This window comes from uncultured Ellagibacter sp. (assembly GCF_934636505.1).
Classification (GTDB): Bacteria; Actinomycetota; Coriobacteriia; order Coriobacteriales; family Eggerthellaceae; genus Ellagibacter.
The window spans coordinates 1-12,359 of sequence record NZ_CAKUAL010000060.1 but is presented as its reverse complement, the minus strand read 5'-3'; the positions used below and the strand labels follow the sequence as shown (position 1 = coordinate 12,359).

Sequence of the window (12,359 nt, the reverse complement as noted above, 5' to 3'; positions counted from 1 at the left end):
GAAAGCCGCTCATGCGCCCCTCGCCCTCGAAAGAGCGGAAGCGCGCCTTGCGGCGGATCCAGTCGGCGCACTCGGTGGCCACGGCCTTCTGCGTGAGCTCGTTGCGCAGCTTGATCTCGAAGTCGGTGCCGCAAAGGCCCTGCTCGCGGGAAAGGCGCGGGATGTAGAACTCGCGCTTCTCGCGCGCTGGGCGCTGCTTGGTGAACGCCTGCGACGTGAAGACGAAGCGCAGCTCGTCGATGTCCTCGAGCTGCTCGGCAAGTTCCTGGTAGGCGTACATGGAGAACACCGACGCGGCTATCGCCACGCGGTCGCCGCCGGCAATATTGGCGACGAGGTCGTCCTTGACGATGCGCGCCCTGTTGTCGAAGAAGTCTGGCTGCATGGATTTTATGCCCCCTTCTTCGCGAGCTCTTCGATCATGCACGTGCGCACGAAGGCGGAGAAGCTCATGCCCCGCAGGGCCGCCTCCTCCTTCGCCGCGTCGCGCAAGGTGTCGGGAATGCGCAGGGTCACGGAGACCTGGTCGCCGCCAACGAGGAAGCTGCGAATTTCAGTCTCGTCTGGGTTGCCCTTGATGAGCTCCTTGTAACTGTTAGGCACCTGCGCTCCCATCGTTCAAATCGCAATACAAATGCGTTTCGAGTTATTTCGATTTATTATAGCGTTACGACGCGATGCGACGAGAAACGATGCGCTGCGGCGTGATGTATCGCGGCGCAAGCGCGGTATTAACTCGAAGGATTCGTTTGTCGCAACGCCGAAGAAACCGCCAAGCGCATCTCTGGGAGGCGAGCATGGGCTGGATCAAGCTAACAACAGAAGAGGACGTTGAACTCCTCATGGAGCACGTTGATGGATTCCACGATTGGTACGTCGCAGGGTTTTCCTACGATCCACTCGCCCAAAGCGAGGACGACGACCTCAACCTCGCGCGTTTCAAGGTGGATACTGACACCCTCACCATCACTTTCAGGTGGGACACTAAAACCAAGCGAGGCACATGGCCGGAAGTGCAGGTCGAGTTCAGACACCTCCACGTGTTCAAGTTCGCCAATTACAACGACCCCGATCCCTTGTGGGGCTGCGTCATCGAGAAGACAAACGGAGGCTGCTGGGTTTTCGCCGACGACAACGGCAACGCCCTCAGCGAGGAGGAGCGCCTGTATCCGGAGCGAATCGTCTCAAACCTCCTCGTCACCTGCAACGAGATAAGGTGGAGGGCTGAATAAGGGGCGAAGGAACTCAACCGGGGAACGCGTTGCGCAATCGAAAAAAGTCTTGAAGAAGCGGGTCGTTTAGTGCGATACTGAGTCCACCGAAAAGGCCTTGCGCCTTGCAGGTGTCAGATTGGCGAGGTTCGTACCTCGCCTTTTTCGTATCGACTATCTCGAGGAAATTTTGGCAAATCACCTAAATCTGCATATCGACGAATCGGGCAATCAAGACCTTTCGGAGGGTCGGTACATCGTTGCGGTCGTTCTCCATGACCATTCCTCGGATATAGCAACGCCTATCAATCGCTACGAAGAGCGCCTGGCCGCTGCTGATCTCCCTGACGTGCCTTTTCACGGAAAGGACCTCTTGCACGGAAATGAAAGGTACAGCATCGTCACCCCTGGCGATAGAAAGCGATTGCTCGCACAATTTGCTCGATTTGTGCGCGAACTGCCCATTTCTTTCTTTACTTTGCAGTACGACACTTCAAACGTGCACAATAGGAATGAGCTCGAAGCGAGGATAAGACGCGACCTTGCATCTCTTGTCTTCGCGCGCCTAGCTTTCTTTCAAGAATTCGAAACGATTGCAGTGTATTACGACAACGGACAGAGCGCAGTCAATATCGCGCTTCATGATGCACTAGATTATGTACTCGCAAAAAACGTTGCCGATTACCGCGATGCAGACCCGAATGCTCGCAGGCTTCTCCAGGTCGCAGATTACATCTGCACTATTGCTCGAGCCTCCGATGCCTACGATGCCGGTAAACCAACCAAGACGCATGAACGCTTTTTCGGAAACCGCCGTAGCTTCAAGCAGTCGTTCGAGAAACAACTGGACAGGAAAAAGTTCCTCTAAGAGCGCCGGGTGGCCGTCGGGAAGAGGAGATAACCACCTTTGAAGCCTCTGGTTGCCAGATGGGACGCTAAAACCAAGCGAGGCACATGGCCGGAAGTGCGGGTGGAGTTCAGGCACCTGCACGTGTTCAACTTCTCCAATTACAACGACCCCGATCCCTTGTGGGGCTGCGTCATCGAGAAGACGACCGGAGGCTGCTGGGTTTTCGCCGACGACGACTGCGGCGGCCTCAGCGAGGAGGAGCGCCTGCATCCGGAGCGAATCGTCTCGAACGTCCTCGTCACCTGCGAAGAGATAAGGTGGAGGGCTGAATAAGCGATCCCGCCCGATTGTTATTAATCCCCATCGCCTTCCAACAGCGCTTTCAAGCCGTCAATGGGCGGTAGGGCATCGAGCAGCTCGCTCGACATGTCTGCCGAGGTCTTGTACGCGGCAACGCCCATGGGCTTGTTATAGTCCTGAATGATGTAATCGACGAACGCCCTGTTCATATCCTTGCAGAGCACCAAGCCGATGGACGGATTCTCGTGTTTACGGCGCTCATAGTCGTCTAGCACTCGCAAGTATCCGGACAGCTGACCTAGGTAGGCAGTCTTGAACGGCCCTCGCTTGAGCTCGACGGCCACCAAGCAGTTGAGATCGCGATTGAAGAACAGCAGGTCAACATATTGGTCCACGCCAAAGGCGTCGAGGTGGTACTGATTGCCCACGAACGAGAAGCCCCTACCGAGCGTCATGATGAACTGCTTGATGTTCTGGACAATGCCCTGCTCCAGCACACGCTCATCAATGTCCTCAGCATCACGAACACCAAGCTCCTCCACGTTGATGAAGTCGAGCAGGTATTCGTCCTTGAAGGTGTTGATGGCGCGCAGGGCCTGCTGGCTTTTGGGCAGCGTAGCGAGGTAATTGTTTGGAGCCTTGCCCTGGTGATGAAAATCGTCAGCTTTGATTGAGCGCTTGAGAGCTTCGACGCTCAGATGCTCATCGGCGCACTTGTGGATATAAAACAGGCGCTCGTCGAGGGTCTTTGCCAGCGAGAGAATCCAACGATGATGGGTGAATCCGATAGATAGGAACTCATTCAACGGAGAAGATCCGGATTCTGGAACTTGCGAGTTCCAAATTCCAACTGCATCGGCAGTCGTCAATTCGGCACTTGCAAGTTCCAAATTGGGCAGCCCGCCCAGCCTGTCGCACCATTCCGAATAGAACGTCCGCATGTAGCGGAGGTTCCTGCCGGAAAAACCGCGAAGACCAGGCAAATCCCTTTGAAGACGCTCGCCTATTGCATCAAGGGCTCCCGAGCCCCACTGTTGTTGCTCACTCAGGCGCGCAAGGTATCCACCCACCGCATAGTACAGCTGCAGCTGCTGGGCATTTGTGCTCTTAGCCGCAGCGTACTGCGCTTGCAGAATCGCAGCCTTTATAGCTTCGACCGCTTCACCATACCCATTGATTTCAGACGCCATGACTAAACCTCCGGTTTGCCGTTTGCGATCTTTTCCGAGTTGCTTTAGACGAGCCCCCTACGCATCCCGATCGCCTGCACTCCAGTCAATCAAAATGCGAGGCAAATACGTTTCAAGGCATTATAGCGCCATAGTACAGTAGGGCGAGAGCCTGCGCGCTGCAGCAATTCAAGACTCGTGCGCTAAGATGCAGCTGCTTGCGCGATCCTCCACTCATCCAAGGCGGGGACGACGACCTCGACCTCGCGCGTTTCAAGGTAGATACCGACGCCCTCACCATCACTTTCAGGTGGGACGCTAAAACCAAAGGCGACACATGGCAGAAAGCGCAAATTACGCAACCAACGCCCGCCTTAGTTGGTTGCCTCCTCTTCTTGCGCCAGCTGATCCAGCCATCCGATGCATCCCAGGATTCTCTCAAGGCGCTCGTTGGACGCATCCCATGTCCCCCTGCTAACTTCCACAGGAGCGAGTTTGCTAAGCGGCCATGCGCGCCGCGGATGCGCAAGCGCCGCAAGAATCTCCTTGTCGTAGACCATTTCCACGTCAAAGCCTTCCAGCTTCCCAGCATCCATGACGATGCGCGTCAGTTTATCGGAATAGCGAGGTACTCCAATTGCCCCCACGCGTCCCTCCCAATTTGGGGGATGCAGCCAAACCTTCGTCCCAGGCGAAAATGCCTCGTCCCATGAACAACTCGACGGTCTTCCCCAACTGCATTCTTGCCCTTAACGCGTGCGGTCAAGCACCAACTCGGAGAAACATGCGGGGTATCCTCAAGAACTTTCACGAAGGCTTTCGCATACTCCTCATCATCCATTCCCAGCGAAGCGCCAGTGAATTGCCCGTCCATAATTCGCGAGCATTTCCACCCGCCGCGCTCCGTAAGCACAAGGTCGCACGACCCGAACAATCCCATTTGCGCCGCGAAGGCGCCGATGACGCTATCGGGAGGCTCCGGCATGGAATGCCAATCAGCCAGCCAGTCATGGATCGTGCTCTTGTAGAACGGAACCCCATCAAGACCTCCCGTCTATGCGCTACAATTAGCCATCAGGGTTGGAGGGAAGGAAAAGTGCACAATACTATCGCTGTAACAATAGGCCTTATGCTGTATTGGCCGATGCTGCGTGGTCCCTATTTCCAAAACCTATTTTTTACTCCCAGCCCCACTGGACTCGATGGGCGTGAGGCATACGCCATAACAAATATTCTTATAGTAGGACTCGCGGCTCTCGCGCTGCGAAAAGCCAACCAATTCCCGCACTGTGCAATACGATCAGCACGCCCGAGCTCCTCACTTCTTGCCGGATTCGCTTGCGCGATAGCAGCCGCACTGCTTTTCTCCTCGTCCCAACTTACGTCGACATTCACCCTTGCCATGCAGCTCGCGGGAATCGTCTCATTTGCCATAGGCTTTTCTGCAATCACCCTCGGATGGTTTTCTCATCTTCTTTCCAGTCACGAAAATTGGAGCTTCATTGCATCAATCTCTTTCGCCGCCTCCTTCGCTTCGGCAAGCATTGAGTACCTTCCCGACAGCGCGGTCAAAGCATCGCTCGTAATGCTTCCACTTGCCTCCTCTGCGCTTCTCGCACTTGCAAACTGCGTTGCGAAACAGCCAGAAGAAAAGCGCGCCGCCATCCTCCGCCAGCAATATTCCCCTCACGCCAATATAATTGTTCTTGCGGCAACGTGCTTCTGCCTCATCGCGAGCACGCCGACTCTTTGCCTGTTCGCACCAACTACTGGGTATATGCCCACACTGGAAACGCCGAAATCATACCTTTTCTCATTTCTCATTGCCATCGCGATGGCGGGGATTATGAAGCTGCATAAGCCGTTCCCAATTAAGCAAGGCATCATTTTGATCATCCTAGGAGCGCTCCTCATCCTGAGCTCGCTCGCCCTCGCTCTAACTGACAACGCGATGCCGTTCGCAGCAAGCACCCACACTTGTCTCCAGTTCTCATTGTTCATCTCACTCCTATCTTTTTGGACCGAGAAGCGAGGGGGAGAACTTGGAGGAGCGGGGATGTTTCTCGCGATTACTTCCTTGACCACAATCGTGTCCCGCTATTTGCTCCCCATCGCGTTTCCCAGAGAATCGTCGGAACCCATCGCCGCGATTCTCGGCATGCTATCAATCGTCATCCTATCCGCAGCAGGCATGTGCCTCGCACTATTCGCCATGATGCATTTACCATCGTTTAAGGACCGAATGCCGGTAGCAAATGATGAGAGCTCCCGAAAGAAGTGCAATCTTTCTTCGGTCGTCAATACAGAAGCCCCCGTCGTACCGTCGGATTCACCGACTCAACCTGTGACACAGAATAGCGACGACGCGTTGCGTACCTGGCTAGCCAGTGGCTTCTTTCTTTCGCCGCGCGAGGCAGACATCGCACTCCTCGTGGCACGCGGGTACACCGTCAATCGCATCGCCGAGGAACTGTGCTTGGCGAGGGGAACAGTGCAGAGCCATACGAAAAGCATCTACCGCAAGCTTAACGTTCATTCAAAACAAGAAGTGATCGACCTTGTTCAATCGCAATCATCTCGTTAATCGAGTATCTAAATTCTTCTTTTGACCTGGTGATAATCGAAATTACCATATTTTATGGGTAGCACTTTCGCCGCCAATTCCATACCTTTCAACCTGTGCGAGGGGATACGCACAAACCAAACTGAAAGGGGAAACTAATGGACAACTCTATGACTCGGAGAGATTTGCTCAAAGCCGGCGCTTTCATGGGAATGGCAGCTGTTGGAGCCAGCATGGTCGGCTGCTCAACACAGACTACTACGGCTGCCGCAGCTGAGCCTTTTAATGACACGAGCAAGGCTGCGTCGGGCACGGCATCCGCATCCCTCACCGAGGCGACAAGCGACAATGTTCTCAACATAGAAGTTACTGACCTCACTATCAACGAGATTCAGGGCATCGTCTATAAGACGGTCAATGCGGCAAATGCCACCACCAACCTCAAGCTCGACCTTCTTCTGCCCTCGGCGGGCGAAGGAGAAACACTTCCGCTCGTTGTTTTCGTAAACGGAGGCGGCTTCACGAGCTCGAACCCCCAGGGCAACATTGTTCATCGCATGGCTTTCGCAGAAGCGGGCTACGCCGTTGCCTCGGTGCAGCATCGAGTCGTACCGACCGTCAAATTCCCCGAGCCTCTGCTCGACGTGAAAGCTGCAGTGCGCTGGCTCAAGGCAAACGCGGACACCTACAAAATCGACAAAAACCGCGTGGCGGCTGTGGGCAACTCCTCAGGTGGGTATTTCGCAACGATGCTCGGCGTGACAGGCGACATCGTCGACTTTGAAAAAGGCGACAACACTTCCGAGGATTCGAAGGTCAACGCTGTTATTGACTTGTACGGAGTGTCAGACCTAACACTTATCGGCGCAGGTCTCCAGGAGGAGATCGAGCAGGGTCACCATTCTCCCGCAACCACTGAGGCCATGCTCGTGAACGGAACAGCTTTCGGCAACAACAAGGGCGCATCCGTGTTTGACACACCCGATACTGCAGCACCCGCAAGCCCCTTCACCTATATCGACGGGACCGATCCCGCCTTCCTCATCCTGCACGGCGACAAAGACACACTCGTCTCCCCCGTCGCCAGCATGGAGCTGTACAAACGACTGGTCGATGCCGGAGTCGAAGCCGACCGTTACGTAATAGCTGGCGCATCGCACGGCGGCCCGCTGTTCAATCAGCCGCAGGTGGTTGATATTATGGTTAATTTCCTAAACGAGCATCTAAAGAACTAGCTGCATAATCGCTATACAGGATTAACAGGCCGCTGGTTGCGCAGTTCATTGCCATGCAACCAGCGGCCCACCTTAGTTGGTTGTATCTTCTTCTTGCGCCAGTTGATCCAGCCATCCGATGCATCCCAGGATTCTCTCAAGGCGCTCGTTGGACGCATCCCATGTCCCCCTGCTAACTTCCACAGGAGCGAGTTTGCTAAGCGGCCATGCGCGCCGCGGATGCGCAAGCGCCGCAAGAATCTCCTTGTCGTAGACCATTTCCACGTCAAAGCCTTCCAGCTTCCCAGCATCCATGACGATGCGCGTCAGTTTATCGGAATAGCGAGGTACTCCAATTGCCCCCACGCGTCCCTCCCAATTTGGGGGATGCAGCCAAACCTTCGTCCCAGGCGAAAATGCCTCGTCCCATGAACAACTCGACGGTCTTCCCCAACTGCATTCTTGCCCTTAACGCGTGCGGTCAAGCACCAACTCGGAGAAACATGCGGGGTATCCTCAAGAACTTTCACGAAGGCTTTCGCATACTCCTCATCATCCATTCCCAGCGAAGCGCCAGTGAATTGCCCGTCCATAATTCGCGAGCATTTCCACCCGCCGCGCTCCGTAAGCACAAGGTCGCACGACCCGAACAATCCCATTTGCGCCGCGAAGGCGCCGATGACGCTATCGGGAGGCTCCGGCATGGAATGCCAATCAGCCAGCCAGTCATGGATCGTGCTCTTGTAGAACGGAACCCCATCAAAAAAGAAAACGCACCAGCCTATGGACCTGTTCCCGAAACTTGCATAGGGGACGTACTTTTCAAAGAAGACTTCACCCACCTGGTCTACGCCGAGAAACTTAGAGAAGCTGTCAGCGACTCTTTTCGATTCATCCCCGTTCACCGACCCTATAAAATAGAAATCCTCGAATCTAAGCTGATTCGCCGGACCATCCTCATCTCGCACAAAGTAGATGGTCGGCTGAGCCGAGAAATATGAGCTGAGTCCAAATGATGAGCCCGCCCTTGCAGACTCAATCATGTAAGCGTCTGTAGAAAGTCCCCTGTGGTAGCGCAGGTCGCTATACGCGTGCGACTCCCAGCCATCGATCATAAGGCGATATCCAAAATTCCGCAGCTCGCGTTCTAACCGCCGGTAATGCTCCTCATCCATATAAGGACACCGCAAAAGCATCGGATTATCCCGTTTATTCGGTTTAAGGCCCGAGACGTACCTTGCTTCGTCATGGAGGCCAAGCTTCTCAAGAGCTGGAATACATTCGCTCACGCCGATCTTGAGCTTTTTCCCCTGCATGAAATCGTAGTAGTTAAAGTAAATGATGTGGAACATGCCAGTTTGCTCAAGTGCGCGGCTCTCCCCAAACCAACCAGACATAGCAGAATGATACGTTATGCCCTCCCAGAGGGACGTGCCGTACAGCAGCGTGATTTTCTCCATCGAACCCCGCTTTATACAGTTGGCGCCCCGCTTACGCGAGGCGCCACAAATGGTTGGCCCGTTAGGGCCCGGTCCATCCAGACCGCAGATTGCACTAATATTTTACCTTATTTCCTTAAAGCACGTTCGATCGGTTGAATTGCTTGAGCTTGCTGAATGCTGAAAAGTGTGGCCATTCTAAAGCGCCACTTTATTTTAGACGGCATGGTTTAATGACCAGCGTGCTGACCCGCTCGAACCTCCCGCGCGTTCCGCTGGAGACACGCGCGGGAGGGCGTCAGTGTGCGGCTGGCGGCGGCGCGGCGAGCGCATCAGGTTGGTGCGACCCGCCGCTAGCTCGCAGCGTGTGCTCGCGGCGCCAACAGCTAGCGGCGCGTGCCGAAAAGTCCGCGAACAATCTGGTTGGCGGCGGTGCGGCTAGCTGATCCCAAGATGCTCGTGGCGACGCGAGCCACGGCGTCTTTCTGCTTCTGGCGCTCCCGCTCGGCGGCCTTCGCCTGACGCTCGGCTTCCTTCTCGGCCGCCTTCTTCGCCTCTTCCTGCTGCTTGGCAAACTCCGCCTTCTGCGCCTCGAGCTCGGCCCGCTCCCTTGCAAGCTCCTCGGCGGCGGCGTTCTGCTCGCGCTCGTCCTGGATCATCTCGTAGGCGCTCTCGCGGTCGATCGCGTCGCCGTACTTCGCCATGAGCGATGCCTGCCCCTGAATCACAGCGGATTTCGCCTCGTCGGACGCGGCGGCCATAAGGCACTGCGGCGGCAGGACCTTCGCGTTTTCCACGATGGAGGGCTTGCCGTCCGCATCGAGGAAGCTCACAAGCGCCTCGCCCGTGCCAAGCTCCATGATGGCGTCCTCGCTCTTGAAATTCGGGTTTGCGCGGAACGCCTCGGCCGCCGCCTTCACCGCCTTCTGCTCGGCGGGAGTATAGGCGCGCGGGCCGTGCTGCACGCGGTTGGAAAGCTGCGCCAAAACCTCGCCGGGGATGTCGCTCGGCGACTGGGTGATGAAGTACACGCCCACGCCTTTGGAGCGGATGAGCTTGACGACCTGGATGATCTTGCTGAGCAGCTCGGTCGGCATGTCCTTGAACAGCAGGTGCGCCTCGTCGAAAAAGAAGACGAACTTGGGCTTGTCGAGGTCGCCCACTTCGGGGAGCTTCTCGAAGAGGTCGGAGAGCATCCACAAAAGGAACATCGAGTAGATCTGCGGCTGCTGGATGATACGCGCGGCGTTCAAGATGTTGACGTAGCCTTGGCCGCTCGGGTCGCAGGCGAACCAATCGGCCAGCTCAAGCGCGGGTTCGCCGAAGAACACGTCGCCGCCCTGATCTTCAACGGCGATGAGCGCGCGCAGGATGGCGCCCACGGACTGCGACGAGACGTTGCCATAGGTCGTCGTGTACTCCTTGGCGTGCTCGCTCACGTAGTTGAGCATCGAGCGCAGGTCCTTCATGTCGATGAGCAGCATCTGTCTGTCGTCGGCGATGCGGAAAACGATGTTGAGCACGCCTTCCTGAACCTTGGTGAGGCCGAGCAAGCGCGAGAGCAGGACCGGGCCCATGTCGGAGACGGTCACGCGAACGGGGATGCCGTTCTCGCCGTCCATGTCCCAAAAACGGGCGGGGCAACCCTGGTAGGTGAACCCTTCGAGGCCGAACTTGGCGATGCGCTTCTGCATGTTCTCGGAGTCGACGCCCGCCTGGCACATGCCGGTGACGTCGCCTTTGACGTCGGCCATGAAGACGGGCACGCCCGCCTGCGAGAAGCCTTCCGCCATTACCTTAAGCGTGACCGTCTTGCCCGTGCCCGAAGCGCCAGCGATAAGGCCGTGGCGATTTGCCTGGTTGAGGAGCAGATAGCAGGGGTTTTCGCCCTGCGCCATCCAAATCTTGTCGTTTTGAAGCACGGGTCCTCCTTGCGGTCGGCTGAGATTGGCCCATTATACCGCGGATTCGCAATCGGCCGAGAGGCGCAAGGAGGGCGAAGAACGCAGGCACCGAAGGACGCACACGGGTGACGGCAGGCAGAGGTCACACGGGGAGAGAGGACCTGTGGAAGCACACGCGCGACCGCAGCCCGAGGAGAGGGCGCGACGAGCGCACGCCCTCCCCTGGCTCGCTAGTGCGCTTCTGCCCAGGTGGGGGCGCTCGAAACGTCAGCGATGAGGGGAACCTTAAGCTCGACGACGCCTTCCATCACCTCGCGTACCATGCCCGAGAGCGCCTCGACCTCGCTTCGAGGCACGCTGAAGTCCAACTCGTCGTGCACCTGGATGAGCAGCTTCGCGGTGAAGCCCTCTTCCCGCAGCCTGCGCGACACCTCGATCATCGCGAGTTTGATGATATCGGCAGCCGACCCCTGCATCGGGTGGTTCATCGCCGTGCGCTCGCCGAACCCGCGCAGGTTCGCGTTGCCCGCATGAAGCTCGGGAATGTGGCGCTTGCGGCCGAACATAGTCTCTGCGTACCCGCGCTCGCGCGCCTGCTCAACCGTGGCGTCCAGGTACGCGCGCACGCCGGGATAGGCTTCGAAGTAGCGGTCGATCATATCCTTGGCCTCGCCGAACGGCACACCGAGGCTCTGCGAGAGGCCGAATGCCTGCTGCCCGTAGACGATGCCGAAGTTCACCGCCTTCGCGCGGGAGCGAAGCTCGGGCGTCACTTCCTCGACGGGGATGCCGAACACGCGGCTCGCCGTCGAGGCATGGAAATCGGCACCGCTGTTGAACGCCGCGACCAAGTGCTCGTCGCCCGACAGGTGCGCGAGCAGGCGAAGCTCGATCTGCGAGTAGTCGGCCGAGAGGAACAGCGAGTCCTCGTCGAGCGGCACGAAGCACTCGCGGATGTGGCGGCCGAACTCGGTGCGCACGGGGATGTTCTGCAAATTCGGGTCTGACGAGGACAAACGGCCCGTCGTCGTCACCGTCTCGTTGAACGAGGAATGGACGCGCCCGTCGGTTGCGCGCATGCGGGGCAGCGCATCGATGTAGGTCGACTTGATCTTGGCGAGCTCGCGGTAGCGCAGGACGAGCGCGGGCAGCTCGTGAACCTCGGCGAGCTCCTTGAGCACCTTCGCGTCGGTGGAATATCCGCGCTGGGTCTTCTTCTTCGGAGGCAGGCCCAAGACCTCGAACAGGATATGACCGAGCTGTTTGGGCGAGTCGACGTTGAACTCCTCGCCGGCGAGCTCGATGATCCTCGCGCGCAAGGCATCGACGTCACCCTGCGTGCGCTCGCCGATCTCGTCGAGGTGCGCGACGTCGATCGCAGCACCCGTGCGCTCCATCGCGGTGAGCACAGGCACGAGCGGCAGGTCGATCTCGGCGTACGTGCGCATCGACCCGTCGTCTTCGAGCGCCTGGGAAAGCGGCTCCTCGAGCGCGCGCGCCGCCGCGGCAAGCACGCAGGCGCGCTCCTCGTCGGTCTTCACCTCGGGAAGGGCGCCCCCCAGATACTCGTCGGCGAGCGAGGCGAGCGTGTAGTCAGAAACGGACGAGTTCATCACGTAGCCCGCAAGCCCCACATCGAACACTTCCGCCGCGAACAGCTCCTCGTCGGTGATAAGCGCCTCCTGCGCCGTGTCCGCGGGGTACACCCG

Annotated in this window: 12 protein-coding genes and 1 pseudogene; 5 read left to right on the top strand and 8 right to left on the bottom strand. The window is 57.5% G+C overall.

The window, feature by feature from the left end:
* Positions 1–385: pseudogene (locus Q0G18_RS07375) on the bottom strand (ATP-dependent helicase); the annotation flags it as partial.
* A 5-nt stretch (positions 386–390) separates the two neighbouring features.
* Positions 391–603, bottom strand: coding sequence for a YlcI/YnfO family protein (locus Q0G18_RS07370; RefSeq protein ID WP_297151430.1), 213 nt, complete (start codon positions 601–603; stop codon positions 391–393).
* Positions 604–797: 194 nt separating this feature from the next.
* On the opposite strand from Q0G18_RS07370, the gene Q0G18_RS07365 reads away from it, so the two are divergent.
* The 3 genes from Q0G18_RS07365 (at position 798) to Q0G18_RS07355 (ending at position 2,394) form a co-directional block, all read left to right on the top strand.
* On the top strand, positions 798–1,232 hold the full coding sequence (locus Q0G18_RS07365) for a hypothetical protein (protein WP_297151427.1): 435 nt from the start codon (positions 798–800) through the stop codon (positions 1,230–1,232).
* Between the two features lie 169 nt (positions 1,233–1,401).
* Positions 1,402–2,079: a DUF3800 domain-containing protein gene (locus Q0G18_RS07360; RefSeq protein ID WP_297151424.1), complete on the top strand. Its 678-nt coding sequence runs from the start codon at positions 1,402–1,404 to the stop codon at positions 2,077–2,079.
* Between the two features lie 39 nt (positions 2,080–2,118).
* The gene (locus tag Q0G18_RS07355) at positions 2,119–2,394 is read left to right on the top strand and encodes a hypothetical protein (protein WP_297151421.1); all 276 of its coding nucleotides are present in this window, start codon (positions 2,119–2,121) and stop codon (positions 2,392–2,394) included.
* 20 nt (positions 2,395–2,414) lie between these two features.
* Here Q0G18_RS07355 and Q0G18_RS07350 read toward each other — a convergent pair whose 3' ends face one another.
* Together Q0G18_RS07350 and Q0G18_RS07345 are read right to left on the bottom strand one after the other, a co-directional pair.
* A complete protein-coding gene (locus Q0G18_RS07350) occupies positions 2,415–3,551 on the bottom strand; it encodes a PDDEXK nuclease domain-containing protein (protein ID WP_297151420.1) in 1,137 nt (378 codons plus the stop codon).
* 353 nt (positions 3,552–3,904) lie between these two features.
* Entirely contained in the window at positions 3,905–4,126 is a 222-nt protein-coding gene (locus Q0G18_RS07345; RefSeq protein WP_297151418.1) for a hypothetical protein, read from the bottom strand.
* A 500-nt stretch (positions 4,127–4,626) separates the two neighbouring features.
* Here Q0G18_RS07345 and Q0G18_RS07340 point away from each other — a divergent pair, with 500 nt between their 5' ends.
* Together Q0G18_RS07340 and Q0G18_RS07335 are read left to right on the top strand one after the other, a co-directional pair.
* The gene (locus Q0G18_RS07340; RefSeq protein ID WP_297151415.1) at positions 4,627–6,114 is read left to right on the top strand and encodes a LuxR C-terminal-related transcriptional regulator; all 1,488 of its coding nucleotides are present in this window, start codon (positions 4,627–4,629) and stop codon (positions 6,112–6,114) included.
* A 137-nt stretch (positions 6,115–6,251) separates the two neighbouring features.
* A complete protein-coding gene (locus tag Q0G18_RS07335) occupies positions 6,252–7,328 on the top strand; it encodes an alpha/beta hydrolase (protein WP_297151412.1) in 1,077 nt (358 codons plus the stop codon).
* Positions 7,329–7,400: 72 nt separating this feature from the next.
* Here the strand turns inward: Q0G18_RS07335 and Q0G18_RS07330 are convergent, their stop codons facing one another.
* The 4 genes from Q0G18_RS07330 to Q0G18_RS07315 form a co-directional block, all read right to left on the bottom strand.
* On the bottom strand, positions 7,401–7,622 hold the full coding sequence (locus Q0G18_RS07330; protein ID WP_297151409.1) for a hypothetical protein: 222 nt from the start codon (positions 7,620–7,622) through the stop codon (positions 7,401–7,403).
* An 11-nt stretch (positions 7,623–7,633) separates the two neighbouring features.
* Positions 7,634–8,767, bottom strand: coding sequence for a hypothetical protein (locus Q0G18_RS07325; RefSeq protein ID WP_297151406.1), 1,134 nt, complete (start codon positions 8,765–8,767; stop codon positions 7,634–7,636).
* Between the two features lie 365 nt (positions 8,768–9,132).
* On the bottom strand, positions 9,133–10,668 hold the full coding sequence (locus tag Q0G18_RS07320; RefSeq protein WP_297151403.1) for a helicase HerA-like domain-containing protein: 1,536 nt from the start codon (positions 10,666–10,668) through the stop codon (positions 9,133–9,135).
* Positions 10,669–10,880: 212 nt separating this feature from the next.
* Positions 10,881–12,359, bottom strand: a 1,479-nt coding sequence (locus Q0G18_RS07315) for a DNA polymerase (protein WP_297151399.1), incomplete at its 5' end; no start/stop codon positions are given.

Bases quoted from the DNA above. Each gene is read 5' to 3' on its own strand.
- Q0G18_RS07365 (WP_297151427.1), top strand. From the start codon at position 798: ATGGGCTGGATCAAGCTAACAACAGAAGAGGACGTTGAACTCCTCATG.
- Q0G18_RS07345 (WP_297151418.1), bottom strand. From the start codon at position 4,126: ATGGATGCTGGGAAGCTGGAAGGCTTTGACGTGGAAATGGTCTACGAC.
- Q0G18_RS07330 (WP_297151409.1), bottom strand. From the start codon at position 7,622: ATGGATGCTGGGAAGCTGGAAGGCTTTGACGTGGAAATGGTCTACGAC.
- Q0G18_RS07325 (WP_297151406.1), bottom strand. From the start codon at position 8,767: ATGGAGAAAATCACGCTGCTGTACGGCACGTCCCTCTGGGAGGGCATA.
- Q0G18_RS07350 (WP_297151420.1), bottom strand. From the start codon at position 3,551: ATGGCGTCTGAAATCAATGGGTATGGTGAAGCGGTCGAAGCTATAAAG.
- Q0G18_RS07335 (WP_297151412.1), top strand. From the start codon at position 6,252: ATGGACAACTCTATGACTCGGAGAGATTTGCTCAAAGCCGGCGCTTTC.